Source organism: Streptomyces herbicida, from assembly GCF_032656585.1.
Classification (GTDB): domain Bacteria; phylum Actinomycetota; class Actinomycetes; order Streptomycetales; family Streptomycetaceae; genus Streptomyces; species Streptomyces herbicida.
On the sequence record NZ_JAUYWJ010000022.1, the window covers coordinates 106283 to 132388 of the forward strand.

The following is a 26106-nucleotide window of genomic DNA, read 5'->3' on the forward strand; positions in this document are numbered from 1 at the left end:
CCAGCCGCTGGTGAGCGGGCCATCGTGCCTGCCGTAACCCCTCGTGCCCGCCACGCCGCGCCACGCGGTGGGCGAGGGCCGCCGACGTCCCATCGGGTTCACTAGGCTTACATTGCATCAGCGGGTCAGCAGGTCAGCAGGTCAGCGGGTATTGGAGAACGCCGAGCCACACCGCCCGGGACACCGTCACGCCGGTCACCAGCCACGGTAGGGACCCGCGGCAGAACATGACTGACCGACTACAAGGTGGAGTAGCGGTGGAGAAGCGGATGACGGAGCTCAGCGAAAGCCACGACGATCCGTTCGCCCCGCACCTCGCCGCCTTGGCGGTGCTCGACGACCGGGGAGCCGTGGTCGGATGGAACCGGCGGGCCGAGGAACTACTCGGCTATCCGGACACAGCCGTGATCGGTCGCCCGGCATTCGAGGTCCTTGTCGATCCTCGCGATCTGCCGGCTGTCAGGGAGGCCGCGGAGAACTGCAGGAGAGCCGGCGGCTGGTTCGGGATGCTGAAGGTGCGGCACCGCGACGGGCCGCTCATGGAGATGGGACTGAGGGCTCACGCGCTCTCACGCGATGACCGGATCCGCGAGTGGTTTCTTGCCGGGGCGCTCGCGGTTGACGTCCTGGAGTGGCAAAGGGACCGCGCGGTGCTCGACGGGTTGTACCGCCGGTGCCCGATCGGCCTGGTCGTCCACGGCCCCGATCTGAGGGTTCTCCGGGTCAACCGGGCAGTCGAACGCTTCAGCGGCGTCCCGGCAGCAGACTTCAAGGGTCTGCCCACCGGCCATATGCTCCTCCCTGATGACGCACGCAAGGCCGTGGACCGTGTGCGCCAGGTGATGGAGACAGGAAGACCGTTGGTCTACTCCGAGCAGTTCGCTCGCATGGAGCGGGATCCGGCACGAGAGCGGGTCGCAATGGTCTCGGCCTTCCGTATGGAGGATGCCTCCGGTCGCATCCTGGGTGTGGCCGAGATGATCGAGGACATCACCGAACGCCATCGGGCCCAGCGTCGGCTCGCGCTCCTAGACCAGGCCGGCAGCCGTATCGGAACCACCCTCGACGTGGCAGGGACCGCCCGTGAACTCGCCGAGGTGATGGTGCCTCACCTCGCCGACCATGCGTCGGTGGACCTGCTTCAGCCCGTGACGCGCGGTGAGGAACTGGCGCAGGCCCTGGCAGGGCCCGTAGTACGAGTGGGGGCCTGCAACGTCGGTACCCAGCAACCCAGCCCATCCCACTCCCGGGGCGAGGCGGTGGAGTTCGGGTCCGACACACCCCAGGCCAGATGCCTGGCCGAAGGACGGCCTGTCCTCGAAGCGGTTCTCCCGCCCGACTGGTTCTCGGCGGAAGGCCGCCAGGGAGCCCACGCTCCGGACCTGGGCGTCCACTCCCTGATCGTGGTACCTCTTGCCGCACGTGGCCTGGTGCTGGGCGTGATGACCCTGTTCCGTTCGAGCCGCCCCGATCCCTTCGAGGCGGACGATCTCACCCTCGCCCATGAACTCGCCTCGCGTGCCGCAGTCGCCATCGACAACGCCCGGCGCTTCACCCAGCAGCAGCAGACCGCCTTCACCTTGCAGAGCAGCCTTCTGGCCCGGGCGATTCCGGACCAGTCTGCAGTCGAGGTGGCCCTGCGGTACCTGCCTGCCAGCGGGGCCCCGGGCGTGGGCGGCGATTGGTTCGACATCATTCCCCTGTCCGGGGCAAGGGTCGCGCTCGTGGTCGGCGACGTGGTGGGACGCGGCATCCATGCCGCCGCCACCATGGGGCGGCTGCGCACCGCCGTACATACGCTCGCCAGTCTCGACCTGGAACCGGACGAGGTCCTCTCACGCCTGGACGACCTGGTCAACCTGCTGGCGGCCGAACAGGAAGCAGCCGGCGAACGGCCCGTGGGCGAGCAGGTCGTCGGCGCCACCTGCCTGTACGCCGTGTACGACCCGGTCTCCGGGCGGTGCTCCGTGGCCCGCGCCGGCCACCCGCCGCCGGTAGTGACTGCTCAGGACGGACAGGTGGGCCCGCTCGACCTGCCCGCCGGCCCACCGCTGGGCCTGGGCGGTCTGCCGTTCGAGGCCCGGGAGATCGAACTGGCTGAGGGAAGCCTGCTGTGCCTGTATACCAACGGACTCATCGGCGAACGCCACAGCGATGCCGACCTCGGCCTTGCCAAGCTGTGCGCAGGGCTCACCCGACCCGCGGACGCATTGGAACGCACATGCCAAGCGGTGGTCGACTCACTCGTGCCCGCGCGCCCCACCGACGACGTCGCGTTGCTGATCGCCCGCACCCGCATGCTGCCACCGGACAATGTCGCCTCCTGGCGGCTGCCCCTGGAGCCGGCCAGCGCCGCCCGGGCTCGGGCACTGATCGCGGCCAGGCTGAGCGAATGGGGTCTGGAGCACTTGGTGTTCACGACCGAGTTGATCGCCAGCGAGCTGGTCACCAATGTCTACCGTTACGCCAGCGGCCCTGCGACCTTGCGGCTGATCCGTGAACGGCGCCTGGTGTGCGAGGTGAGCGACACCAGCCACACCTCACCCCACCTGCGCCGCGCCCGCACCACCGACGAGGGCGGGCGCGGCCTGTTCCTGGTGGCCCAGATGGCCGAACGCTGGGGCACCCGCTACACCCGCGAGGGCAAGACCGTGTGGACCGAACAATCGCTGGCCGGCACACTCACCTGACCGTTCTCAGGCCGGGCCGGGGTTCTGGTGGGCGTAGTGCTTGGAACGCCGATGCGGGGGCGCCCGGCAGGAGGGGGAGCGAGCTCCCCCGCGGGCCAGTGGGAGGCTAAGGCCTCTGTGACGGCTTTGCGCGGTGCGTCCTCACGCCCCGAACGACAGCCGCTCCCTCGAGGCGGGGACCGTTCGGGGTATCGGCCGGGACACGCAAGTGACGTCGACATACGGCTCCCACGTGGAGTCCGCGCGACGCGGTTTGGGCCCCTGGGCGGACTCCAGCGGTGGCACCGAGACCGCTCGCGTAGCCTGCCCCGCCGCTGGCTCATTCGGCTGCGGCGAGCAGTCGTGCCTTGCTATCGGCGTTACGGCCCGCGCGTGCTGTCACAGCCGCGGACTTGCCGGCGGATCCTCCGGTCTCTCACTGAACTGCAGCTCCGGTACTCCATCCCACACCTCGAATTCGGAGTGTCCGTAGCTTCGATTGGTGCTCCTCGCGAGATCCCTCTGCGACCGCCGTATGGACCTGCGCGAGGGCATCGGTGCCCCTGAGCCGTGTGCTCGCAGTCACATGCGGCTGCCGTTGACGCCCCGCTCCTCCTGGGACAAGGTGTACCGCGATCTAAGCAACTGCTTAGTATGCCTGCAAGGAGCCCCCATGCCGGAAGCCGTGATCGTTGCCGTCGCACGCTCGCCGATAGGACGTGCGCACAAGGGTTCGCTGAAGGACCTGCGCCCCGATGACCTCGCCGTCCAGATGGTGCGGGCGGCGCTGGCCAAGTTGCCCCAGCTCGACCCGACCGAGATCGACGATCTGGTCCTGGGGTGCGGCCAGCCTGGCGGCGAGTCCGGCTTCAATATGGCCAGGATCGTGGCGGTCCTGGCCGGGATGGACCACCTGCCCGGCACCACGGTGAACCGCTACTGCTCCTCCAGCCTGCAGAGCACCCGGATGGCGCTGCACGCGATCAAGGCCGGGGAGGGAGATGTCTTCCTCTCCGTGGGGGTCGAGACGGTGAGCCGGTACGTCAAGGGCAACGCCGACGGGCTGCCCGACACCGAGAACCCCGTCTTCGCCGAGGCGCGGGGGCGCACCGAGAAGTTCGCCTCCGGCCGTCAGACCTGGGTCGACCCGCGCACCTACGGCTCATTGCCCGATGCGTACATCGCGATGGGGCAGACCGCCGAGAACGTCGCCCAGCTCATGGGGATCAGCCGCGAGGAGCAGGACGCATTCGCCGTGCGCAGCCAGAACCTCGCCGAGCAGGCGATCGCCGATGGCTTCTGGGAGCGGGACATCACCCCCGTGAGGCTGCCGGACGGCAGCCAGGTCACCCGCGACGACGGCCCGCGCCCCGGAGTGACGATGGAGACGGTCGCCGCCCTGAAGCCTGTCTTCCGGCCCGACGGAACCGTGACGGCCGCGAACTGCTGCCCGCTCAACGACGGCGCTGCCGCGCTTGTGATCATGTCGGACACCAAGGCGAAGCAACTGGGCATCACGCCGCTGGCCCGTATCGTCAGCACGGGTGTCACGGGACTCTCCCCGGAGATCATGGGGCTTGGCCCGGTCGAGGCGTCGCGGCAGGCGCTCGCCCGCGCCGGCCTGACGATCGACGACATCGACCTGGTCGAGATCAACGAGGCGTTCGCCGCCCAGGTGATCCCGTCGGCTCGGGAGCTGGGCATCGACTTCGACCGGCTGAACGTGAACGGTGGCGCCATCGCGGTCGGCCACCCGTTCGGCATGACCGGCGCCCGTATCGCCAGCACGCTGATCAACTCCCTGCAGTACCACGACAAGCAGTTCGGCCTGGAGACCATGTGCGTCGGCGGCGGCCAGGGCATGGCCATGGTCCTCGAGCGGCTGAGCTGACGGGAGCGACACGATGCGCACGAGGTTTTCACTACGCACGGCGAACGTGACCGGAGGCGGCCGGGGGATCGGCCTGGCCATTGTCGAACGGCTCGTGGACGACGGCGCCGAGGTTGTCGTGACCACCGGTAACCAGGACGCCCTCGACGCGGCGGTCGCCCGGCTCGGCGGTCCGGATCACGCGCTCTGCGTGGCCGGCCACGCGGATGACGTCGACCACCAGGCCGACGTGGTCAGGGGCGCGATCGACACGTTGAGCAGCGAGGTGCCGGCATGAGGTCCTGGCGAGTGTGCGAGCTGGGCGAGCCCCGCGATGTACTGCGGCTGCTGGAGGTGGCCGATCCGGAGCCGGGGCCGGGGCAGTTGGTGGTGAGGGTGCTGGCCGCGCCGGCCAACTTCCCTGACGTGCTGATGTGCCGTGGGGAGTACCAGGTGAGGCCGGAGCTGCCGTTCACCCCGGGTGTGGAGCTGTGCGGAGAGGTGGTCGCGCTCGGTGAGGGCGTCACCGGGTTCGCAGTCGGCGAGCGGGTGCTGGGTGGCGCTGTGTTGCCGTACGGCGGCTTCGCGGAGCTCGCGCTGATGGATGCCGCCACGACCTTCCCGGCCCCCGCGGAACTTGACGATGCCGAGGCGGCCTCGCTCTACATCGGTTACCAGACCGGCTGGTTCGGTCTGCACCGGCGGGCGGGTCTGCGTGCGGGCGAGACGCTGCTCGTGCACGCGGCGGCCGGCGGCGTCGGCAGCGCCGCGATCCAGCTCGGAAAGGCCGCAGGCGCACGGGTGATCGGCGTGGTCGGCGGCCCGGACAAGGCCGTGGTGGCCCGCGAGCTCGGCGCCGACGTGGTGGTGGACCGCCGCGAGGAGGACTTCGTCGAGGTCGTCAAGGCCGCCACGGGCGGCCGGGGCGCTGACGTCGTCTACGACCCGGTCGGCGGCCAGACCTACCAGCGCTCGACCAAGTGCATCGCCTTCGAGGGCCGGATCCTCGTCGTCGGCTTCGCCGGCGGCCAGATCCAGCAGGCCGCGCTCAACCACGCGCTGGTGAAGAACTATTCGATCGTCGGGCTGCACTGGGGGCTGTACCACCGCTACGACCGGGCAGCCGTCACCGAGTGCCACCGGGAACTGGCCGCGCTGGCCGCGCGCGGTGCGGTGCGGCCACTGGTCAGCGAGCGGCTCCCGTTGGATGCGGTGGCGGACGGAGTGCAGCGGCTCGCCGACGGCGTCACCGTCGGCCGGGTGGTCTACGAGCGGGGAGCGGCCCGGTGACCGGCGAGCGCCGGGTCGAGGCCGTCGTGTTCGACTACGGCGGCGTTCTCACCGGCCCGGTGCGCGACTCGATCGGCGCCTGGCTGAAGGCCGACGGCATCGAGCCGGCTTCGTTCTCCCGCACCCTGAAGGCATGGCTGTCGCGTGACGCGCCGGACGGTACCCCGATCCACCGGCTGGAGACCGGAAAGCTGTCCGCCGAGGAGTTCGAGGACCTACTGGCCGCGGAGCTCGCCACCGTCGACGGGGGAGTGGTCAACCCGGCTGGCCTGCTCGGGCGGCTGTTCGCCGGGATGCGCCCGGATATGGCGATGTTTGCCCTCGCCGAGGACTTGCGCCGCCTCGGCGTGAAGGTGGCGCTGCTGTCCAACAGCTGGGGAAACACCTACCCGCGGGAGCGGATCGACGCATTGTTCGACCCGGTTGTCATCTCCGGTGAGGTCGGCCTGCGCAAGCCACTCGCCCCGATCTACGAACTCACCTTGGACCGGCTTGACCTGCCCGCCGAGCGGGCGGTGTTCGTCGATGACGCCGCACCCAACGTGCTCGGCGCCCGCGCGGTCGGCATGCGGGCCCTGCTGCACACCGACGCGGCAGGCACCCGCACCGCTCTGGCCGACCTGATCCCCGACCTGGCCCAGCTGCCGCTGTCCGCCAGAACCCAGCACTGACCGCACCAACTGATAGGAGCACACCGACATGACCACCATTGCGCGCACTGCTGTTGTCACGGGCGCGGCCCGCGGCATCGGCGCCGGTGTCGCCAAGCGGCTCGCGGCCGACGGGCTGGCTGTCGCCGTCATCGACCTGAACGAGGCGTCCTGCAAGCCGGTCGTCGAGGAGATCGAGGCAGCGGGCGGCCGGTCCCTGGCCGTTGGTGCCGACGTCACGGACGAAGCGGACGTGATCGCCGCGGTGGAACGGATCGCCAACGCGCTGGGTGAGCCGACCGTGCTGGTCAACAACGCCGGCATCATCCGCGACAACCTGCTGTTCAAGATGAGCGCCGACGAATGGGACTCGGTCATGGCGGTTCACCTGCGCGGCTCGTTCCTGATGTCCCGTGCCGTCCAGGGCTTCATGACGAAGGCCGGCTGGGGCCGCATCGTGAACCTGTCCAGCACCTCCGCGCTGGGCAACCGCGGCCAGGCCAACTACTCCGCAGCCAAGGCCGGTCTGCAGGGCTTCACCAAGACGCTCGCCCTCGAGCTGGGCAAGTTCGGCGTGACCGCGAACGCGATCGCCCCGGGTTTCATCGAGACAGAGATGACCGCGGCCACCGCCGAGCGCATGGGCGTGCCGTTCGAGGAGCTGAAGGCCTCGCTGGCGGGGCAGATCCCGGTCGCCCGCACCGGAACCCCCGCCGATATCGCCCACGCAGTGTCGTTCTTCGTCAGCGAGGGCGCCGGTTTCGTCTCCGGCCAGGTGCTGTACGTCGCCGGCGGGCCGAAGGCCTGACCGGGGTGCACGACAAGGAGCAGACGATGAAGGTCTTCCAGGGCATCGAGGAGCTGGGCAAGGCGGTCGGAACCCACCTGGGGCACTCCGACTGGCACACCATCACGCAGCAGCAGATCGACAGGTTCGCCGAGGCGACCGGCGACTATCAGTGGATCCACGTCGACTCCGAGCGGGCGGCGAACGGCCCGTTCGGCTGCACCATCGCGCACGGATACCTGACCTTGTCGCTGGTTCCGATGCTTCTCTGGCAGGTCTACACGGTCCAAGGCGTGACGATGGGGGTCAACTACGGGGCCAACAAGGTCCGCTTCCCCTCGCCGGTGCCGGCCGGATCCAGGGTACGGGCCGGTGTCGAGCTGGTCTCGCTGGTACCGGCCGGCGGCGGGTACCAGCTCACTACCCAGGTCACGATCGAGCGTGAGGGCGCGGACAAGCCGGCCTGCGTGGCCGAGGTCGTCAGTGTGCTGGTGGCGTGATGGCCATGACTCGGCAGGGGCCGCCCGGCCTCGACCTGGCCCGGCTGTCCGACAGGTTCTCCGCGTCGGTGCCCGGGGCCGGCGGGGAGCTCTCCGCCTGCCTGGTCTCCGGCGGCAAGTCCAACCTCACGCGGCCGCAGCCCTGGCGGCCTGGGACCAGGACCTTCCGGTGGCGACCGCGGTCGCGCAGGCCTACTGCGGCGACCTCGCCGTCACCGCGGCTGAGGAAGCGGTCCAACTGCACGGCGGCATCGGCATGACCTGGGAGCACCCCGCCCACTCGTACCTCAAGCGTGCCAAGGCCGACCAGATCGCCTTCGGCACCCCCGGCGCCCACCTGGCCGGCCTCATCGACCTCCCCGCGTCCGGAGCCCACCAGCCGACGCGGTGGTGAAGGCCGACGCCGTGATGGGCGGGAGCCACCGTGACACAGTCCGGAAGCGTCCGCCCGCTGACAGGTCACCCTCATAGCCACGCTGAAGCCTCAGTACACCCGTGTGCCCGCACGGCATACGCAGGCGGAACCATCCGGCGCCCTGGAGCCGGTTCATCGAGGGCAGCTGAGCCCTCCGCGACCGATCGACCGTCGAAAGTGAACCCCGCATGTCCTTCAACCTCGCCACCACGCTCCGCGAGTCCACCGCGGCCAGCCCGGACAAGCCCCTCATCCATTTCGGCGACAAGACCTTCAGCTATGCGCAGGTCCATGAGATCGCGGGGCAGGTCGCCGCCGGACTGCTCGCACAAGGCCTGGAACCAGGCGACAAAGTGGCGGTGCAGCTGCCGAACATCCCGCAGTTCCTGTTCGCCTACTTCGGCATCCTCAAGGCGGGACTGGTCATGGTGCCGCTGAACCCGCTGCTCACCGCCCCCGAGGTCGCCCATCACCTGGCGGACAGTGAAGCGAAGCTGCTGGTCACCTTCGAACAATGTGCCCAGACGGCGTTCCAAGGCACCCGGGAGGCAGGTGGTGTACCGACCTACGTGGTGAACTCCGCGGGCAGGGACGTGCGCCCCGAGGGCACGCGGTGCTTCGATGAGCTCTGCGCGGCCGAGAACTCGCGGGAGACGCACCCGACGGCGGCCGACGACACCGCGGTACTGCTCTACACCAGCGGCACCACCGGCAAGCCGAAAGGCGCCGAGCTGACGCACTTCCAGCTCTACATGAACGCCACGGTCTCCGGCGAGCGGTTCGGCCTTTCCCACGATGACGTCGCGGTGGCGGTACTGCCGCTGTTCCACGTCTTCGGACTGTCCAGCGTGCTCAACACCACCGTGCGGTACGGAGGCAGCCTGGTGCTCATCCCGCGCTTCGAGGCCGAAGCCGTGGCGGAGGCCATCGAAAGGCACCGCTGCACAGTGTTCTCCGGCGTTCCGACGATGTACATCGCCCTGCTGCAGCTGAACACCACCGGCCGCGACCTGTCGAGCCTGCGGGCCGCCATCTCGGGCGGGGCATCGATGCCCGGTGAGGTGATCCAGGCATTCGAGGACAAGTTCCCGGGCCTGGTGGTCCTGGAGGGTTACGGCCTGTCGGAAACGGCGAGCACCGCGACGTTCAACATCGATGCCGAGCAGCGCAAGGTCCTCTCGATCGGCAGGCCCATCTGGGGGGTGGAGGTCCGGATCGTGGACAAGGACGACAACGAGCTGCCACCGGGGGAGAAGCACGTCGGGGAGATCGTCATCCGCGGCCACAACGTCATGAAGGGCTACTACAAGCAGCCCGAAGCCACGGCGAAGGCCCTGCGCAACGACTGGTTCCACACCGGCGACCTCGCCTATCGGGACGAGGACGGTTACCTGTTCATCGTCGACCGGTTGAAGGACATGATCATCCGAGGCGGCTACAACGTGTACCCCCGTGAGATCGAGGAAGTTCTCTACGCCCATCCGGCGGTAGCGGAGGCAGCGGTCGTCGGCCGATCGGACGACCGGCTCGGCGAGGAAGTCCTCGCCTACGTGGTCCTCAAGCCAGGCCAGACCGCTGAATCCGACGAGCTGATCACCTACTGCAAGAACCGGCTCGCCGCCTACAAATACCCCCGCGAGGTCCGGCTCCTCAGCGAACTGCCCAAAGGCCCCACCGGGAAGATCCTCAAAAGAGAGCTTCGTGGCTGAACCGGCTCGAGCACGTCGCCGAATCGACGAGCTGGAGAACGGCCGGGGCAACGGCGCCGCCACCCGCAAATACGCGCCTGGCCGCGATCCACTCGCTGTTTCTCCACCCCCAACACCTGGTGGGGGCCGCACGCGACCACGCTCTTCCTGCACCGGGCCGTCCAGACCGGACTGCGCGTTTCCGAACTCACCTGCGTCCAGCTCCAGGACATCTACCTGGGACGCGGCCCACACTTCCTCTGCCACGGCAAGGGCCGCAAGTGGAGCTGATCCTTTGGAGTGGACACCCTGGCACTAGATCTTGAAGGCCCGGGAAGGGACGTCCAGGTGGGACGCCAGTCTCCGTACCCGGAGGAGTTTCGGAGGGATACCGTGGCGTTGTACACGGGCCTTTGGGACATCACGGCGCGTACGGCGCCCCGCGTGTGCGTACCGAACTCTGGTCACGCGGGCGGAAGATCAACCGCAAGGATGTCGGCTCCGCCTGGCTCTCTGTCGCCGGCACGGCATCCGCCGCAGCAGGCCGCTGCCCCCCGCCGGTTGACCGGCGGCGGGCAGCAGCCATGACCTCGCGGTCGGGAAGATATGTGCCGATGGTTTGCGTCAGTTGTTGGTGACCCAGGTGCCCCTGTTCGGGCGCCAGTGGATGGTGGCCTTCTGGAAGTGCTGCGTTTTGCCGCCGTCGGCCTCGTCCACCTCGTCGGTGGTCGGGTAGCCCAGGACGCTCTCGTGGCCCGCCGCGTGGAAGGCGTCGTAGATCGCGTCATGCACGACATGCGTGCCGGTGGTCGGGGACCACAGCAACAGCCCCCGCTCGAAGAACTGGTAGCGCCCCCGGGCCCCGTCCGGCGCGCGTGAGGCATCGGCCTGACCGCACTCCTTCGCCGCTTCCCCTGGCCACAGCCTCTGCTCCGACATGTCACTCCATCCGCATTGAGACGATCATCGTCCGTCATTGACGGTATGGGCCATGTGCGTCGGGGACGGTGGGCGGCTCGTCTCTGGCCCGCGTGGCTACCTCCGCTTCCGGGCCGGTGTCGGCCTGATCCGTAGTCATGAGCACGCTGTCAGAGCGGACTGCTACGTTTGCGCGAATCGGTGCCGTGTGACGGCTGGAGGCTGGAGGGCGAACGCGTGACAAAGACGGGGCTGACTCAGCACGTTCCGGCGATCCGCAAGCTCGCCGAGCGCTGGCTGGCGGAGGTTGCCGATGATCCGGCCGTGGGGGCTGCGGACGGGGATTTCGTGTGTTCACCGGCCGGGTTGTGGCTCGCCCTCTCGGCTGCTGCGGCGGGCGCACGGGCGGGGACGGCCGAGGAACTTCAGTCGTTGCTGGGGTTCGCCGGGCCGGACGCCGCCGCGACGGCCACCGCCGCTGCGGATGCGCTGGCTGAGACGGGCGGCCTGTTGGTGGCCACCGGGATGTGGGCGCGGATTCCGGTGTACCGGAATTACCGTGAGTCGCTGCCCCACATCCGCTTCGGGCACCTGGACCCGAACAACTCGGACGCCCTGGCGGCCGTCGACGCCTGGGTGCGCAAGGCGACGCGCGGGCTGATCAGCACGCTGCCGATTTCGGCGAACCGGGAAGCGCTGCTCATCCTGGTCAACGCGCTTTCCCTGAAGGCGGATTGGGCGACCCCATTCCGGCCCCAGGACACAGCGGACCTGCCCTTCACCGACTGGCAGGGCGTCGAGCACCGGGTGCCGACCATGTTCAAGAAGCTGCCCCGGCCGACCCACGCGTGGACAGCCCCCGGCAGGTCCGGGAGCCCCGTGGATGTTGTGGCGCTGCGCTCTGCGGCGGGGTATGGCCAGGAGCCCGTGCAGGTGAGCTTCGTTCTCGGTGAGCCCGGCCGGCCTGCTGCCGAGGTACTGCCGGCCGCGTGGGCGCCGCACGAGTTGCGGCGGCCCCTCGAGGCCGACGCGGTAACCTTCACGCTGCCACGGCTGTGCCTGCGTACGGGACTTGATGTGGCGCGAAACCTTGGGGCGCTCGAGGTGAAGCGGGCCGTGTCGGAGCTCGCGGATTTCTCCGGGATGTCACCCGAATCTCTGATGATCAGCCAGATAGTGCAGGAGTCGTTGCTGAAGGTGAACGAGCGTGGGCTGGAGGCATCAGCGGTGACGGGCTACACCCACGTGCTCTCCGTCTCCGTCCCTCCCGCCGTGATCCGGCACTTCGCCTTCGACCGGCCGTTCGGCATCGTGGTCTTCGACGGCGGCGGGATCCCCCTGTTCACCGCATGGCAATCAACTGCGCCCGCGGGCGCAGATCGGGGAGGCGCGTGATGCTGGTACTGGAACTGCTGGGCCTGATCGGCATGCCGGTGGTCACCTACTTCGCCGTGACGCAGGCGTGGCGGGGACGGGTCTTGGTACCCGTGCTGTTCGTCCTTTTCGGTGTCCTGCTCTACGCCGTCGGCGACATGCACGGCTGGCGGCTGGTGTGGTACGTGGCCGACTGGCTCCTGGTCCTGTCGATCGTTCAGGCTGCGCACAGCCCCGCACTGGCGCCGTACTACGAGGCCAAGCTGTGGAACCGGATACCGCGCGTCGAGGCCGACCCGAACGGGATCGGGCAGGACCTGCTCGGCTGGCTGCTCGATCCCCGTTTGAGTCATCCTGGGATGACCCTGAAGCTCGATCTGAGCGGTGACCTGCTGGTCGCGGTGAAGCTGAACGGTCGATGGGGGCGCCGCCGCTACACGGCGCTGGAGGCGTGCCCGCACTGCTTGCTGGAATCGCTGGTCGGCGGACTGGCCTCAGAGGAGCCCGTCGAGGTGTTCGCGGAGTACCGCACCGGAATCTCCAGCGGCGAGGGTCGTGCCATAGACATTTATTACAGCCGCTCCCCGAGCGCCCTTCACATGCAGGTCTGGGACGCCAACCGCCCGCCGCCCGCAGCGGGAGCGGGATGCACGGTCCACGCAAGGTGAGATCGCTCATTCGCCCCGACTGCTGGGCGCAGTCGAGGCTGCGTTCGGCGAGGCAGCAGGAGTCGAACCTGGAGCAGGCTCGTAACCGCTGTATCGCAGGAGGAGATGGCCTCCAACAACGTGATGGCGGTCTCCAGGACCATGCGGATGCGGCCGGCTGCGCGGGTGCCGGCCACGGCCAGCACCGGGCCACGTCGCCCGAGGACGCGGGAGTTCAACGGCGAAGACGATCACGTCCACCTTCTCGTGCACTACCCGCTGAAGGTCGCCTTGTCCAAACTCGTCAACAGCCTCAAAGGTGTCAGCTCCCGGTACCTGCGCGCCGAGTACACCGGCCGCATCAACCGGACCGGCACGGGCTCGATGCTCTGGTCCTCGTCCTACTTCGTGGGGTCCTGCGGTGGCGCACCGCTGAGCATCGTCAAGGAGTACATCGGGAACCAGAAGCGCCCAGCCTGACGTCACCACACAGGCGCAGAGAACTCCGGCGCTTCACGCCTCCGGGCCGAAGAACGCATTCCCGCCCGGCCTGAAGGCCGGGAGTCCCTGCGGGAACAGGGGATGGGTAGGGTGACGGGCGTGGACATGTTGCACCTGCGTTACTTCGTCGCCGTGGCCGAGGAGCTCAACTTCTCGCAGGCGGCGCGCAGATTGCACATGGCGGCCTCTCCACTGAGCCAGCGGATCAAGGATTTCGAACGCGAACTCGGTCACGCGCTCTTCGAGCGCACCACCCACCGGGTCGACCTGACCCCGGCGGGCGCCGCCCTGCTGCCGATGGCGCGCGACATCCTGGAGCGCGTCAACTCGATTCCGTGGCGGCTGAGCGAGGCGGTGCGCCCGCGCCTGGACCGGCTGTTCGTCGGGATGCCCGCCGGGGTGCATCCGCAGCTCAGGGAGCGCGTCCGGCTGCTGGAGGACGCCTGCCGAGGGGTGTGCGAAATCAAGCGCTGGCCCGGCACGTCGGCGGACCTGACGGACGCGGTGCACGACGGAAGGCTGGCGATGGCGCTGGTCCGGCTGCCGGTCTCCGATCCGGCGCTGGAGATCATCGAGGTCATGCACGAGAGGCTGGGTGCCGCGGTGCCGGCCGACCGGTTCACGGGGCGGGCGTCGGTCACGCTCGACGAGCTGGCGGAACTCGCCTATGTGGCGACGCCGAACGACGCCACCCCGGCCTATTTCGAGGAAATCGACGCACGCCTGAATTCGGCCGGTGTGAAGAAAAGAATCCGCATCAATACGGCGGACTATTCCGGAAGCTCGGAATTGATTTCCTCCGGCATCGCGTTTTCGATGACCATGCTCTCACCGGAAAGCCCCATGCATCTGTACAGGCTGGACAACGTGGCCGTGCTGCCCGTCGAGGACTTCCAACCCATCCTGACGACAGGGCTGTTGTTCCGAAGGGATCGGGCGGGCGACGGCGGCGACCTGAGTGGCGTCACCGCGCGGGTGCGGCAGATATTCAACGAGGTCACCTCCGTCTGACAATTTTGGACCACCTCCTCGGCGGGAATTTGCATGGATTCGTGAAATGGGTGTGACCGCTGCGGTCATGCCCGTGTTCGCCAGTTGATCGTTCCCTCTCGACCCGTTCACGCATAACGTCTTCGGCGGAAACATTCGCACGAATTATTGCGTGAACAGGAGTGATGATGGACATCACGGCCGCCGGCACCACCGGTCCGCTGGACGGTGTACGGGTGATCGATCTGTCCACGGTGGTGATGGGGCCCTACGCGGCGCAGATCCTGGGCGACCTCGGCGCCGACGTCATCAAGATCGAGTCACCGTCCGACACCGTACGGGTGGGTCCCTACCGCACCACACCCGGCATGACCCCGCTCAACCTCAACGTCAACCGCAACAAGCGCAGCGTGACGTTGAACCTCAAGGACGACGCCGACCGCGCACGGGCCCTGGAACTGATCGGCAGCGCCGACGTGCTCGTCACCAACATGCGCCCGGGCGCGCTCGCCCGCCTCGGCCTCGGCCGCGCCGACCTCGCTTCCCGCAACCCCGGCTTGGTCTACGCCCATGCCCAGGGCTTCCGCAGCGACTCCGACCGGGCCGGCAATGCGGCCTACGACGAGACCGTGCAGGCCGCCTCCGGCCTGGTGGACGTCGCCAACCGGGCGCTGGGCACCCCGGCGTACCTGCCGACGATCATCGGCGACAAGGTCTGCGCGCTGACCATCGTCTACTCGGTGCTCGCCGCGCTGGTCCACCGCGCCGGCACCGGCACCGGCCAGTACATCGAGATCCCGATGACCGACACGCTCATTGCCTTCAACCTCGTGGAGCACCTGGCGGGTCACGTCTTCGAACCGTCCGAGGGCCCCACCGGTTTCCCGCTGTCGATGAAGAAGGGCCACCGCGCGGTGCCCACCAAGGACGGCCTCGCCTGTGTCATCCCGTACAACCCGCAGAACTTCCGGGACTTCTTCCTCGCCGCCGGCCGTGCCGACCTCGCCGCGGACCAACGCGTCAGCAGCGAGTCCATCGCCGACGACGACGTCGACGCGCTGATGGAGCTGGTGGGGGAGTGCTCGCCGAGCCTGACCACCGAGGAGTGGGCCCGGATCTGCGCCAAGCACAGCATCCCGATGGCGCCCGTGCTTGAACTCGACCGGGCCGCCGATGACCCGTATGTCCGCGGCGGCGGGCTGCTCGATGTGGTGGACCACCCAAGCGAGGGCGCCATCCGCTCGGTCGGCATCCCGGTGCGGTTCTCCGCCACCCCGGGGTCGGTCCGCCGACTCGCCCCGCTGCCCGGCCAGCACACCGAAGAGGTCTTCCGGGAACTCACCGTCGGCCGCTGACCGGCCGTCAACTCCGCGTGACCAGGCCACTGATCAACCGTCAATCAAGGACTCACACCATGCACACCACCACGGAGGTGCGGACCGAGACCATCGGTTCGTCCCTGCTCATCACCATCGACCGGCCGAAGGCACGCAACGCGGTCAACGCCGCCGTCGCCGCCCGACTGGCCGCGGCCCTCGACCAGTTGGAGGCAGACCCCGACCTGCGGGTCGGCGTGCTCACCGGCGCCCACGGCACGTTCAGTGCCGGGATGGACCTCAAGGCCGCGCTGGCCGGTGAATCGCCCGAGATACCGGGACGCGGCTTCGGCGGCCTGACCCAGGCCCCGACCACCAAGCCGCTGATCGCCGCCGTCGAGGGCTGGGTGATGGGGGGCGGTTTCGAACTAGCCCTGGGATGCGATCTGGTCGTCGCCGCGGACGACGCCCGCTTCGGTCTCCCGGAGGTCGGCCGCGGGCTGATCGCGGCGGGCGGCGGGGTTATCCGGCTGCCCAAGCGCATCCCGTACCACCTGGCGATGGAACTGCTGCTGACCGGCGAGCCGGTCTCCGGCGAACGGGCCGGACAGCTCGGCATCGCCAACCGCGTGGTTCCGGCCGGGGAGACCGTCGCCACCGCACTTCGTCTGGCCGAGCGGATCGCCCAGAACGCCCCGCTGGCCCTGGCAGCCGTCAAGGAACTCGTCCGGGCCGCCGACGGTGCGCCGGAGGCAGAAGCGTTCGCCATGCAGGGGGAGTGGACGGCACGTCTCACGGCCTCCGCCGATGTGCGCGAGGGCATGACCGCCTTCACCGAGCGCCGCTCCCCGGTCTGGCAGGGCCGGTAGGACCACAGGATCAGAGGGAGAACACACCATGAATGTGCAGGACGTGCCCCGGCACATCGCGACGCCGCTGGGCAACCCGGCCTATCCGCCGGTCGTGCCGCGCTTCACCAACCGCGAGTACCTCAACATCGTCTACCGCACCGACTACGCGGCGCTGCGCGCGGTGGTGCCGGAGCCGCTGGAGATCGACGAGCCGCTGGTGCGCTTCGAAGTCATGCGGATGGGCGACGTCAGCGGCTACGGGCCGTACACCGAGTCAGGCCAGGCGATCCCGGTCCGCTACGAGGGCGAGCAGGGCGAGTACCTGCACGCGATGTACCTGGACAACCTTCCGGCCATCACCTCGGGCCGGGAGGCCGCCGCCTACCCCAAGACCGCCGGGTCGCCCGCCCTTTACGCCGACCACGGCGCGCTCGTCGGGGTCCTCGACGTCGGCACGCTCCGGGTGGCCACCGCCACGATGGGTTACAAGCACTACGAGTTGTCGGTCGAGGAGGCCGTGGGCCAGATCGGTGTGCCGACGTACATGCTGAAGCTGGTCCCCGGTTTCGACGGGGCGCCGCAAGTTGCGCAGTTGGTGCGCACCGAGACCACGGACATCACGGTGAAGGGCGCCTGGACCGGACCCGCCCGGCTGCAGCTTTTCGCCCACGCGCTGGCACCGCTGGCCGATCTGCCGGTACGCGAGATCGTCTCCGCCAGCCACATCCTGACCGATCTGACCCTGGCACCGGTCAAGCCCGTCCACGACTACCTGGCCTACCCCGCCCGGCCCGCGCGATGAGCGCGGCCATGACCACGCACGCACAAGGAAAGCAGGGGGAAGACACCTGATGACCAAGCCATTCACCAGCGCCGCGGTGGTCGGCGCCGGGACGATCGGACTGTCCTGGGCCGCGCTGTTCGCCGGCCACGGCATGCGGGTAGGGATCACCGACCCGCGGCCGGGCCTGGCGGAGGCGGTCGCCGAGGCGCTCGGCCGAGCGGCCGGGCAACTGGCCGCGCAGGGCCTGGACGTGGACGGCCTCGCCGAGCGGGTAGTCGTGGCCGACAACCTCGCCGATGCGGTGCGCGACGCCGATGTCGTACAGGAGAACGGTCCGGAGAACCTCACCTTCAAACGGGAGTTGTTCACCGACCTGGTCGGCGCCGCCCCCGCGCACGCGCTGCTGCTCAGCTCCTCCTCGGCCATCCCCGCGTCGGCGTTCACCGACACCATCGAGGACGCCGGCCGCATCCTGATCGGCCACCCCTTCAACCCGCCGCACCTGGTGCCGCTGGTGGAGGTCGTGCCCGGGGAACGCACCTCGGAGGAGAGCGTGGCGCGCGCCGTGGAGTTCTACCGATTCGTCGGCCGCGTGCCGGTCGTGGAGCGCAAGGAGATCCCCGGCTTCGTCGGCAACCGCCTGCAGAACGCCCTCAGCCGGGAGGCGATCTACCTGGTCGAGCAGGGCGTCGTCAGCCCGGTCGAGCTGGACACCGTGATGGTGAACTCGCTCGGTCTGCGCTGGGTGACGGTGGGGCCGTTCCTCGGGGCGCACCTCGGCGGCGGCCCCGGCGGCTACCGGCACATGGCCGAGCACATCGGCGTGTCGATGCAGAAGATGTGGGACTCGCTCGGCCGCCCCGAGCAGAGCCCCGAACAGACCGAAAGGCTCGTCGCGGCCGTCGAGGACGCCTACGGCTCCCGCTCCTACGCCGACCTCACTCAGGAGCGCGACGCGAAGCAGATCGCCGTACTGTCCGCCCGGGACAGTGCCACCAGCGTGGAGAAGGAGACCCGTTCATGACCGCCCTGCTGCCCGAGAAGGCGTCCGTCGACGAGCGGTTGGCCGCCGACTTCTACGAGGTCGAGTCGCTGCTGCCGCCGCACGAGCGCGAACTGCTTCTGCGCGCCCGGGCGTTCATGCGCAGCGAGATCAAGCCGCTCGTCAACGAATACTGGGCCAAGGGGGAGTTCCCCCGCGAGTTGATCGGCAGGTTCCGCCAACTGGGCCTCGCCGGCGTCCCCTACGAGGGATACGGCGCCCCTCTGCCGGCCGGGAGCAATCTGCTCGTCGGCATGCTGTCGATGGAGTACACCCGCACCGACGCCTCCAGCGCCACCTTCTTCGGCGTGCACAGCGGCCTGGCGATGTACAGCATCTACCGGGGTGGCGACCAGGAGCAGCGGGACCGCTGGCTGCCCTCGATGGCTGCGCTGGAGACCATCGGCGCCTTCGCGATGACCGAACCGCTCGGCGGCTCCGACGTGGCCGGAGGCATGCGCACCACGGCCCGCTGGGACGGGGAGCACTGGGTGCTCAACGGCGCCAAGCGGTGGATAGGCAACGCGACGTTCGCCGACCTGGTGGTGGTCTGGGCCCGCGACGAGGCGGACGACAGGGTCAAGGGCTTCGTGGTGGAGAAGGGCACCCCCGGTTTCTCCCCGGTGAAGATCGAGAACAAGATCGCGTTCAGGATCGTGGAGAACGCCGAGATCACCCTGACCGACGTCAAGGTGCCCGAGGCCAACAGGCTGCAGCGGATCGACTCCTTCCGCGATGTGGCGGAGATCCTCCGCGCCACCCGCAGCGGGGTCGCCTGGCAGGCCCTCGGCGTGATGATCGGCGCCTATGAGCTGGCGCTGGACTACGCCAAGGAACGCCGGCAGTTCGGCCGCCCGATCGCGCGGTTCCAGATGGTGCAGGACCTGTTGGTCAAGAGCCTCGGCAACATCACCGCCTGCTGGGGCATGCTGGTCCAGCTCGCGCGGCTGCAGGACGCCGGCGTATTCCGTGACGAACACTCCTCGCTGGCGAAGGCGTTCGTCACCTCGCGAATGCGCGAGGTGGTGGGCTGGTGCCGGGAGATCTTCGGTGGTAACGGCATCGTCCTCGACTACGACATCGCCCGGTTCTTCGCCGACGCCGAGGCGATCTATTCGTTCGAGGGCACCCGCGAGATGAACACGCTCATCGTCGGCAAGGCGGTCACGGGCGAGAGCGCCTTCGTCTGACCGCAGTTTCCGTCGGCCGGCGTCCGCCGACGGGCTTCCACCGCCCGGCTCCCACCCACCCCGCGCCGGCCCCGAGTGCACCATGCCCCGGCGCCGGCGCGGACCATGTGCGGGCGTGCCGCCCCGCTTCGTGCGCCGCGCACAAGTCCCGCGCCGAGCGTCGTCGCCCGCGCCCATGGGCCGGGAGCGCCGCCGATTCGTACCGTCTCTCCTCACGTACCGGGCATCCGTCCCGCGTCGGGACGCACACCATGGCCGCCCGACGTCCAACGACGTACTTCGAGGAGCCGACATGCATATCGCGGAACTGCCAGATCTGCGGGCCCGGCGGGACGCGGACGGTCCCTGCCTCGCTGATGACGTGTCAGTCCTGGACAACGCGGCCTTCGCCCGCCGGGTGCGCCGGGCCGCGGCGACCCTGCGGGCGCGAGGCGTCGCGCGTGGGGTCGTGGTGGCGCTGCTGCTGCCCAACACGGCGGACTTCGTCGTCGCGCTCTTCGCCGCCTGGCGGCTCGGCGCGGCCGTGACCCCGGTCAACCCGGCGCTCACCGATGGGGAGGCGCGCTACCAGCTCGGCGACGCGGGCGCCGCGGTGGTCGTCACCACCGGGCCGTCTCCGCTCGTCGAGTCGGGCATCGAGGCGCTTCCGGCCGCCGAGTTGTGCACCGGGCCCGAAGACACGGCCCCACCGCAGACGGACCCCGGCGCGCTCGCCCTGCTGATCTACACCAGCGGAAGCACCGGGCGCCCCAAGGGCGTGATGCTCGACCACGCCAACCTCGCCGCCATGACGGGGATGATGATCGAGACCGTACGCCTGTCCGAGACCGACCACAGCCTGCTCATCCTGCCGCTCTTCCACGTCAACGGGATCGTGGTCGGCGTGCTGTCCCCGCTGCTGGCCGGCGGGCGGGTCACCGTGGCCGGACGATTCCGGGCGGAAACCTTCTTCGGCCTCGTCAGCGAGGTCCGCCCAACCTGCTTCTCCGCGGTCCCGTCGATCTACTCGATGCTCGCCGAACTGCCGGACCAGGGCGTGCCCGACACCTCGTCGGTGCGGTTCGCAGCCTGCGGGGCGGCTCCGATGCCGCCCGCGCTCATCGAGCGTTTCGAGCGCCGCTACGGCATCCCCGTCGTGGAGGGCTACGGCCTGTCCGAAGGTACCTGTGCCTCCACCACCAACCCGCTGGACGGCCTGCGCAAGCCCGGCACGGTCGGACTGCCGCTGCCCGGCCAGCAAGTCGCCGTGATGGACCCACAGGGCCGAATCGTGGCCGCGGGGGAGACCGGTGAGGTGGTGGTGCGCGGGCCCAACGTCATGCGCGGCTATCTGGGCCGCCCGGAGGAAACCGCCCGCACCGTCGTTGACGGCTGGCTGCACACGGGCGATGTCGGCGGCTTCGACGAGGACGGCTATCTGGTCCTGGTCGACCGCATCAAGGACATGATCATTCGCGGTGGCGAGAACATCTACCCCAAGGAGATCGAGACCATCCTCGGCGACCACCCCGATGTGCGGGAAGCCGCCGTGGTGGGCGCCGCCGAACCGCGGCTGGGTGAGGTCCCGGTGGCCTTCGTGGCATTGCGCGCGGGCGCGTCGGCCACCGCGGCCGATCTGCTCGACCACTGCCGGGCCCGGCTGGCCAGGTACAAGATGCCGGCCGAGATCGTCCTCGTCGACGGGCTGCCGCGGAATCCCGTCGGCAAGACGGACAAGCCGGCGCTACGGGCCAGGACCAGCGCCGTCACCCCGGCCGGCTGAACGGAAACGGGAGGCAGCCATGGGATTCCTCGCACCGAACACTGCGGACGTCGACCTGCAGCAGTGGCGTACCCGCCCCTACCTGCAACGCATCAGGCCGCTGGCCCAGCACTGGGCCCGGCACGGCTTCGGCACCCCCGGCATCGTGCACCTGCTGTACCTGGTGAAGATCGCGGGGTACGCGCTCGGCGGCATCGCGGTCGCCTCCGCGACCCCTGGCATCGGCGGCATCACGGACTTCGGCTCGTGGTGGGCCGAGCCGATCGCCTACCAGAAACTCGTGATCTGGACGCTGCTGTACGAGATCCTGGGGCTCGGCTGCGGCTCCGGCCCGCTCAGCTCTCACTTCCTGCCGCCGGTCGGCGCCTTCCTGCACTGGCTGCGCCCCGGCACCGTACGGCTGCCCCCGTGGCCCGGCCGGATCCCGTTCACCGGGGGGACCCGGCGGACGGTGGCCGACGTGGTGCTGTACGCGGTGCTACTGGGGGCGGCGGCGTGGCTGCTGTGCTCACCGGGCGAGGCAGGCAACCCGGGCGCGCCCGGCGTGCTGGCTCCGTGGCGCGTCGCCGTGCCCGCGACGCTGCTCGCCCTGCTAGGGCTACGCGACAAGACCGTCTTCCTCGCCGCCCGCGCCGAGCACTACGGCCTGACGCTGGTGGTCTTCCTCTTCCCGGTGACCGACATGCCCGCCGCGCTGAAACTGGTCATGCTCGCCCTGTGGTGGGGCGCCGCCTCCTCCAAGCTCAACCGCCACTTCCCGTTCGTGGTGGCGGTGATGATCAGCAACAGTCCGCTGCGCCCCGCCTGGCTCAAGCGGCGGCTGTACCGGAACCATCCCGACGATCTCAGGCCGTCCGGCCTCGCCGCCGCGGCCGCGCACGGCGGCACGGTCACCGAGTACGTGGTGCCGCTGGTCCTGGTGCTCTCGCACAGCGGGATCGTCACCACCGTCGCCCTGGCCGTGATGGTCGTCTTCCATCTGCACATCATGTCGACCTTCCCGATGGGCGTACCGCTGGAGTGGAACGCCTTCTTCATCTACTCGGCGCTCGTCCTCTTCGGGCACGACGCCGCCGTCGACGCCTTCGCCCTGCACTCCCCGCTGCTGGTCGCGGTGCTGGTGCTGAGCCTGGTGGTGGTCCCGGTGCTCGGTCATGTCCGCCCGGACCTGGTGTCGTTCCTTCCCTCGATGCGCTACTACGCGGGCAACTGGGCAACCAGCCTCTGGTGCTTCCGCAAGGGCACCGAGCACCGGCTCAACGAGCACATCGTCAAAGCGTCCGGTCTGCCCGTCGACCAGCTCACCCGCCTGTACGGTGCCGAGGCCGCCGAACTGGTGCTGCACCAAGGGCTGGCCTGGAGGGCGATGCACACCCACGGCCGGGCGCTGATCGGGCTGCTGCCGCGAGCCGTGGACGACGCGGAGTCCTACGATGTGCGGGAGGGCGAGATGGTGGCGGGAGCGGTCCTCGGCTGGAACTTCGGCGACGGCCATCTGCACAACGAGCAGCTGCTGGCCGCTGTCCAGCAGCGGTGCGGCTTCGCGCCGGGCGATCTGCGCGTCGTTGTGCTCGAATCACAGCCGACGCACCGCTCGCGCCAGCACTACCGCATCGTGGACGCGGCAAGCGGCCTGATCGAGGAGGGGTTTGTGAACGTACGGGACATGGTGACCCGGCAGCCCTGGCTCGACGACGAGGCGCCCGTGATCCCCGTCGAGCCCGTCGCGGCACCGCGACCGGCGACCGAGGTGGCGGCCGCGCATGAGTGACGCGATTGTGGTGGGGGCCGGCCCGAACGGGCTGGCCGCCGCCGTCGCCCTGGCCCAGCGCGGGCTGAAGGTGACCGTCCTGGAGGCCGCGGAGGAGATCGGCGGTGGCACCCGGAGCAGTGAACTGACCGTACCCGGACTGCTGCACGACCACTGCTCCGCGGTACATCCGCTGGGCGTCGGCTCGCCGTTCCTGCGGACCCTCGGCCTGGAGCGCTACGGCGTCGAGTGGGCGTGGCCCGAGGTCGATCTGGCCCACCCACTGGACCGCGGACGGGCGGGGGTGCTGGTCCGCTCCGTGGAGCGGACCGCGCGCGGGCTGGGCGCGGACGGCCCGGCCTGGGAGCGGCTGTTCGCGCCGCTGGCCGACGACTTCGATGCGCTCACCGAAGATGTGCTGCGCCCAGTTCCTCATCTGCCCGTTCACCCGGTGACGCTGGCCCGCTTCGGACTCCGGGCACTCCAGCCGGCCACGACGGTGGCCCGACGCTGGCGCACCGAGGAAGCGAGGGCACTGTTCGCGGGGGCAGCGGCACACCTGATGCATCGGCTGACCGGGCCGGCCGGTTCCGCGGTGGGACTGATGCTCATCGGGGCCGCCCACCGCTTTGGCTGGCCGGTCGCCCGCGGCGGGTCGCGGACCATCACCGATGCGCTGGCCGCGCTGCTCGCCCAGCTCGGCGGGACCATCGAGACGGGGGTACGGGTGCAGACCCTCGCCGAACTCGCCCCCACCCGGATCGTCATGCTCGACACCGCGCCCGACGCGGCGGCGCGGATCTGCGGTGACCGGCTGCCCGGCCGGGTGGGCCGCGCCTACCGCCGTTGGCGGCACGGCCCGGCGGCCTTCAAGGTGGATCTCGCCGTCCAGGGCGGCATCCCCTGGACTCACGAGGCCTGCCGCCGCGCGGGCACCGTACACCTGGGGGGCACCCTGGAGGAGGTCGTCCGCACGGAGGCGCAGACCGCCGACGGGCGGATGCCCGAGCGCCCGTTCGTCCTGATCGGCCAGCAGTACCTCGCCGACCCGGGCCGGTCCCGTGGCGACATCCACCCGGTCTGGGCGTACGCACACGTCCCGCACGGCCATCCCGGTGACGCCACAGAGGCGGTGCTGCGCCAGATCGAGCGGTTCGCGCCGGGCCTCCGGGAGCGGATCGTGGGTTTCTCCGTGCGCTCGACCGCCGAACTGGCCCGCTACAACGCGAACTTCGTCGGTGGCGACATCGTCGCCGGTGCCAACACCGCACGGCAGGTCGCGCTGCGGCCCCGGGCGGCCCTCGACCCGTACAGCACCGGCATCCCCGGCGTCTACCTGTGCTCGGCGGCCACCCCGCCCGGTGCCGGGGTGCACGGTATGTGCGGTGCGAACGCCGCCCGCTCCGCGCTGCGGTACCTGGCCCGGTGAAGGCACCGGAGGAACGGCCGGGGGACGGAGCACCCGACCCGGTCGTCCTCGTGGCCCGGGTGATGCAGCAGCGCCGGGACGAGGTCATCGCCAAGCTGGTCGCCGCCACCGAGGCGGAGATCGCCCAGCTGGAACACGACGACGCGCTGCGGGGGCTCCTGGAAGCCAGCATCACCGAGAACATCGTCACCGCCCTGCACGTCATCATCAATCGCATCGACCCGCAGACCGTGGACGCGCCCGCCTCGGCCGTCTCCTACGCGCGCCGCCTCGCCCAGCGCGACGTTCCGCTCTCGGCGCTGCTGCGCGCCTACCGTCTCGGCCATGCGCAGAGCCTGGACCTGGTCCTTGGTGAGGCGGTCCGACTGGGGCTGCCGGATCCGGCCGGCACCGTCATCACCCTGGTCAGCCTCACCTCGGCCTACCTGGACCGGGTCTGCGACCAGATCGGCCGTGCCTACGAGCAGGAGCGCGAACGCTGGGTGGGCACCCGCGGCATGCTGCGCCAGCACTGGGTCAACCAGCTCCTCGACAACCCCAGCGTCGATGCGCGTCAGGCCGAGGCAGCCCTCGACTACCGGTTGTCCGGCAGCCATCTGGCCGTCGAGGGCTGGCTCCACGGCACCGCGGCGGCCACCGACCCCACCGCCGTCTTCGGCCGGCTGACCTCACTGCTGTACGTCGTGCTGCGCGCCCACGGCCGCCCGCTGCTCGTCCACACCGACGAGGCCGATGCCCGGATCTGGCTTGCCGTCAGACGCGAGTGCCCCGTGGATCCCGACGCGGTGGGCGCGGCACTGGCCGACGCCGCGCTACCGGTGCGGGTCGCCCTCGGCATCGTCCGTCCGGGACTCGACGGCTTCCGCCGCAGCACCCGCGCCGCCGCCCGCGCCAAGGCCCTGGCCCACTCCGCGGGACCCAACACGCCGCGCGCGGTCGCCTTCGCCCGCGTCGCCCCCATCGCCCTCCTGGTCGACGAGCCCCGCGAACTGGCCGACTTCGTCTCCGACACCCTCGGCGACCTTGCCGTCGATGATCCCCGCCGCGAACTCCTCCGCGAGACGCTCCGCGTCTTCCTCGCCACAAATCGCAGCTACGCCGCCACCGCGGATCAGCTGATGGTCCACCGCAACACCGTCCACTACCGCGTCCAGCGGGCCGTCGACCACTACGACCTCGACCTCGACGCCAACGCCTTCGACCTCCACTTCGCGCTCAACCTCTGCCGCTGGCACGGGGCGAAGGTCCTGCGCCGCAAGCGAGGATGACCGGGCGCGGCCGGCTGTTCACCAATGGGGGGCTGATGTGGCTCCGGATGTGCTCCGGGGTGTGCTCACCCGGCCGTCGTGGGCGATGCTCCCTGTTGCGCAGGTTGCACGTTCAACCGGCCCGCCGACACCTGATCGGGTGGGCCCGGTGGCATGGTGCTGTGGTGCCGCGGGGCCGGTTCGTCGACGACGAGTGTTGGGGTCACCACGACCGTGACGGCGGCCACCGCCACGGCGGGGACGACCGGGACGGCGACGGCGAGCGTCACGGCGACGTCCGACGCTGACGAGGCTGCGGGTGCCATCAGCCGGTGAAACCGGCGGCCCCTTCGGTACCCGCACAGGTGGTACGCCCCTGCGTGGGCGTACCACCGCCTGCCGCGCCCGCAGCTGAGGTTCCGCCCCTCTCGGGCTG

The 26106-nt window shown here is 69.8% G+C and carries 22 protein-coding genes and 2 pseudogenes; 22 read left to right on the forward strand and 2 right to left on the reverse strand.

Features of this window, described 5'->3' with window-relative positions:
- The first annotated feature begins 269 nt into the window (after positions 1 to 269).
- The 9 genes and pseudogenes from Q8A52_RS36675 (at position 270) to Q8A52_RS36715 (ending at position 9890) form a co-directional block, all read left to right on the forward strand.
- Positions 270 to 2690, forward strand: a complete 2421-nt coding sequence (locus Q8A52_RS36675) for a SpoIIE family protein phosphatase (RefSeq protein ID WP_316759590.1) — start codon at positions 270 to 272, stop codon at positions 2688 to 2690.
- Between the two features lie 652 nt (positions 2691 to 3342).
- Entirely contained in the window at positions 3343 to 4560 is a 1218-nt protein-coding gene (locus Q8A52_RS36680; RefSeq protein WP_316759593.1) for an acetyl-CoA C-acetyltransferase, read from the forward strand.
- A 13-nt stretch (positions 4561 to 4573) separates the two neighbouring features.
- Complete coding sequence (locus Q8A52_RS36685) at positions 4574 to 4837, forward strand: SDR family NAD(P)-dependent oxidoreductase (protein ID WP_316759595.1); 264 nt, start codon at positions 4574 to 4576, stop codon at positions 4835 to 4837.
- Positions 4834 to 5829, forward strand: a complete 996-nt coding sequence (locus tag Q8A52_RS36690; protein ID WP_316759597.1) for an NADPH:quinone oxidoreductase family protein — start codon at positions 4834 to 4836, stop codon at positions 5827 to 5829. Before Q8A52_RS36685 ends, Q8A52_RS36690 begins: the two co-directional genes overlap by 4 nt.
- Positions 5826 to 6500 (forward strand): HAD family hydrolase, encoded by a 675-nt coding sequence (locus Q8A52_RS36695; RefSeq protein ID WP_316759600.1) that lies wholly within the window; start codon positions 5826 to 5828, stop codon positions 6498 to 6500. The genes Q8A52_RS36690 and Q8A52_RS36695 overlap by 4 nt, the downstream gene beginning before the upstream one ends.
- A 28-nt stretch (positions 6501 to 6528) precedes the next feature.
- On the forward strand, positions 6529 to 7287 hold the full coding sequence (locus Q8A52_RS36700; protein WP_316759605.1) for an SDR family oxidoreductase: 759 nt from the start codon (positions 6529 to 6531) through the stop codon (positions 7285 to 7287).
- A 26-nt stretch (positions 7288 to 7313) separates the two neighbouring features.
- Positions 7314 to 7766: a MaoC family dehydratase gene (locus Q8A52_RS36705; RefSeq protein ID WP_316759607.1), complete on the forward strand. Its 453-nt coding sequence runs from the start codon at positions 7314 to 7316 to the stop codon at positions 7764 to 7766.
- Between the two features lie 112 nt (positions 7767 to 7878).
- Positions 7879 to 8160 (forward strand): annotated as a pseudogene (locus Q8A52_RS36710) (acyl-CoA dehydrogenase family protein); the annotation flags it as partial.
- Between the two features lie 209 nt (positions 8161 to 8369).
- Positions 8370 to 9890: a long-chain-fatty-acid--CoA ligase gene (locus tag Q8A52_RS36715; protein WP_316759610.1), complete on the forward strand. Its 1521-nt coding sequence runs from the start codon at positions 8370 to 8372 to the stop codon at positions 9888 to 9890.
- A gap of 603 nt (positions 9891 to 10493) precedes the next feature.
- Here Q8A52_RS36715 and Q8A52_RS36720 read toward each other — a convergent pair.
- Positions 10494 to 10808 carry an LGFP repeat-containing protein gene (locus Q8A52_RS36720; RefSeq protein WP_316759611.1) on the reverse strand — a complete coding sequence of 105 codons (315 nt, stop codon included), beginning with the start codon at positions 10806 to 10808 and terminating at the stop codon, positions 10494 to 10496.
- Positions 10809 to 11024: 216 nt separating this feature from the next.
- Here Q8A52_RS36720 and Q8A52_RS36725 point away from each other — a divergent pair, with 216 nt between their 5' ends.
- The 13 genes and pseudogenes from Q8A52_RS36725 (at position 11025) to Q8A52_RS36785 (ending at position 25691) form a co-directional block, all read left to right on the forward strand.
- The gene (locus tag Q8A52_RS36725) at positions 11025 to 12182 is read left to right on the forward strand and encodes a serpin family protein (RefSeq protein ID WP_316759614.1); all 1158 of its coding nucleotides are present in this window, start codon (positions 11025 to 11027) and stop codon (positions 12180 to 12182) included.
- Positions 12182 to 12829, forward strand: coding sequence for a hypothetical protein (locus tag Q8A52_RS36730; protein WP_316759616.1), 648 nt, complete (start codon positions 12182 to 12184; stop codon positions 12827 to 12829). The genes Q8A52_RS36725 and Q8A52_RS36730 overlap by 1 nt, the downstream gene beginning before the upstream one ends.
- Before the next feature lie 210 nt (positions 12830 to 13039).
- Positions 13040 to 13288, forward strand: a pseudogene (gene tnpA, locus Q8A52_RS36735) (IS200/IS605 family transposase); the annotation flags it as partial.
- A 126-nt stretch (positions 13289 to 13414) separates the two neighbouring features.
- The gene (locus Q8A52_RS36740; protein WP_316759790.1) at positions 13415 to 14320 is read left to right on the forward strand and encodes a LysR family transcriptional regulator; all 906 of its coding nucleotides are present in this window, start codon (positions 13415 to 13417) and stop codon (positions 14318 to 14320) included.
- Between the two features lie 164 nt (positions 14321 to 14484).
- The gene (locus Q8A52_RS36745; RefSeq protein ID WP_316759618.1) at positions 14485 to 15654 is read left to right on the forward strand and encodes a CaiB/BaiF CoA transferase family protein; all 1170 of its coding nucleotides are present in this window, start codon (positions 14485 to 14487) and stop codon (positions 15652 to 15654) included.
- 59 nt (positions 15655 to 15713) lie between these two features.
- Positions 15714 to 16484 carry a crotonase/enoyl-CoA hydratase family protein gene (locus Q8A52_RS36750; protein WP_316759621.1) on the forward strand — a complete coding sequence of 257 codons (771 nt, stop codon included), beginning with the start codon at positions 15714 to 15716 and terminating at the stop codon, positions 16482 to 16484.
- A 28-nt stretch (positions 16485 to 16512) separates the two neighbouring features.
- Positions 16513 to 17268 carry an acetoacetate decarboxylase gene (locus Q8A52_RS36755; RefSeq protein WP_316759623.1) on the forward strand — a complete coding sequence of 252 codons (756 nt, stop codon included), beginning with the start codon at positions 16513 to 16515 and terminating at the stop codon, positions 17266 to 17268.
- A gap of 49 nt (positions 17269 to 17317) precedes the next feature.
- Complete coding sequence (locus tag Q8A52_RS36760; protein WP_316759626.1) at positions 17318 to 18274, forward strand: 3-hydroxyacyl-CoA dehydrogenase NAD-binding domain-containing protein; 957 nt, start codon at positions 17318 to 17320, stop codon at positions 18272 to 18274.
- On the forward strand, positions 18271 to 19482 hold the full coding sequence (locus Q8A52_RS36765; RefSeq protein ID WP_316759629.1) for an acyl-CoA dehydrogenase family protein: 1212 nt from the start codon (positions 18271 to 18273) through the stop codon (positions 19480 to 19482). The genes Q8A52_RS36760 and Q8A52_RS36765 overlap by 4 nt, the downstream gene beginning before the upstream one ends.
- Positions 19483 to 19774: 292 nt before the next feature.
- Entirely contained in the window at positions 19775 to 21244 is a 1470-nt protein-coding gene (locus tag Q8A52_RS36770; RefSeq protein WP_316759632.1) for a class I adenylate-forming enzyme family protein, read from the forward strand.
- Between the two features lie 19 nt (positions 21245 to 21263).
- Positions 21264 to 23015: a DUF3556 domain-containing protein gene (locus Q8A52_RS36775; RefSeq protein WP_316759634.1), complete on the forward strand. Its 1752-nt coding sequence runs from the start codon at positions 21264 to 21266 to the stop codon at positions 23013 to 23015.
- A complete protein-coding gene (locus tag Q8A52_RS36780; RefSeq protein WP_316759636.1) occupies positions 23008 to 24423 on the forward strand; it encodes a phytoene desaturase family protein in 1416 nt (471 codons plus the stop codon). Before Q8A52_RS36775 ends, Q8A52_RS36780 begins: the two co-directional genes overlap by 8 nt.
- Positions 24420 to 25691 carry a PucR family transcriptional regulator gene (locus Q8A52_RS36785; RefSeq protein ID WP_316759638.1) on the forward strand — a complete coding sequence of 424 codons (1272 nt, stop codon included), beginning with the start codon at positions 24420 to 24422 and terminating at the stop codon, positions 25689 to 25691. Before Q8A52_RS36780 ends, Q8A52_RS36785 begins: the two co-directional genes overlap by 4 nt.
- Positions 25692 to 25756: 65 nt before the next feature.
- Here the strand turns inward: Q8A52_RS36785 and Q8A52_RS36790 are convergent, their stop codons facing one another.
- Positions 25757 to 25996, reverse strand: a complete 240-nt coding sequence (locus Q8A52_RS36790) for a hypothetical protein (protein ID WP_316759640.1) — start codon at positions 25994 to 25996, stop codon at positions 25757 to 25759.
- Positions 25997 to 26106 lie beyond the last annotated feature (110 nt).

Excerpts from the sequence above, each read along its gene's own strand:
- Q8A52_RS36765 (WP_316759629.1), top strand. The coding sequence starts at position 18,271 with ATGACCGCCCTGCTGCCCGAGAAGGCGTCCGTCGACGAGCGGTTGGCC.
- Q8A52_RS36730 (WP_316759616.1), top strand. The coding sequence starts at position 12,182 with ATGCTGGTACTGGAACTGCTGGGCCTGATCGGCATGCCGGTGGTCACC.
- Q8A52_RS36745 (WP_316759618.1), top strand. The coding sequence starts at position 14,485 with ATGATGGACATCACGGCCGCCGGCACCACCGGTCCGCTGGACGGTGTA.
- Q8A52_RS36750 (WP_316759621.1), top strand. The coding sequence starts at position 15,714 with ATGCACACCACCACGGAGGTGCGGACCGAGACCATCGGTTCGTCCCTG.
- Q8A52_RS36770 (WP_316759632.1), top strand. The coding sequence starts at position 19,775 with ATGCATATCGCGGAACTGCCAGATCTGCGGGCCCGGCGGGACGCGGAC.
- Q8A52_RS36715 (WP_316759610.1), top strand. The coding sequence starts at position 8,370 with ATGTCCTTCAACCTCGCCACCACGCTCCGCGAGTCCACCGCGGCCAGC.
- Q8A52_RS36690 (WP_316759597.1), top strand. The coding sequence starts at position 4,834 with ATGAGGTCCTGGCGAGTGTGCGAGCTGGGCGAGCCCCGCGATGTACTG.
- Q8A52_RS36790 (WP_316759640.1), bottom strand. The coding sequence starts at position 25,996 with ATGGCACCCGCAGCCTCGTCAGCGTCGGACGTCGCCGTGACGCTCGCC.
- Q8A52_RS36775 (WP_316759634.1), top strand. The coding sequence starts at position 21,264 with ATGGGATTCCTCGCACCGAACACTGCGGACGTCGACCTGCAGCAGTGG.
- Q8A52_RS36760 (WP_316759626.1), top strand. The coding sequence starts at position 17,318 with ATGACCAAGCCATTCACCAGCGCCGCGGTGGTCGGCGCCGGGACGATC.
- Q8A52_RS36675 (WP_316759590.1), top strand. The coding sequence starts at position 270 with ATGACGGAGCTCAGCGAAAGCCACGACGATCCGTTCGCCCCGCACCTC.
- Q8A52_RS36720 (WP_316759611.1), bottom strand. The coding sequence starts at position 10,808 with ATGTCGGAGCAGAGGCTGTGGCCAGGGGAAGCGGCGAAGGAGTGCGGT.
- Q8A52_RS36780 (WP_316759636.1), top strand. The coding sequence starts at position 23,008 with ATGAGTGACGCGATTGTGGTGGGGGCCGGCCCGAACGGGCTGGCCGCC.
- Q8A52_RS36700 (WP_316759605.1), top strand. The coding sequence starts at position 6,529 with ATGACCACCATTGCGCGCACTGCTGTTGTCACGGGCGCGGCCCGCGGC.
- Q8A52_RS36740 (WP_316759790.1), top strand. The coding sequence starts at position 13,415 with ATGTTGCACCTGCGTTACTTCGTCGCCGTGGCCGAGGAGCTCAACTTC.
- Q8A52_RS36755 (WP_316759623.1), top strand. The coding sequence starts at position 16,513 with ATGAATGTGCAGGACGTGCCCCGGCACATCGCGACGCCGCTGGGCAAC.
- Q8A52_RS36680 (WP_316759593.1), top strand. The coding sequence starts at position 3,343 with ATGCCGGAAGCCGTGATCGTTGCCGTCGCACGCTCGCCGATAGGACGT.
- Q8A52_RS36705 (WP_316759607.1), top strand. The coding sequence starts at position 7,314 with ATGAAGGTCTTCCAGGGCATCGAGGAGCTGGGCAAGGCGGTCGGAACC.
- Q8A52_RS36685 (WP_316759595.1), top strand. The coding sequence starts at position 4,574 with ATGCGCACGAGGTTTTCACTACGCACGGCGAACGTGACCGGAGGCGGC.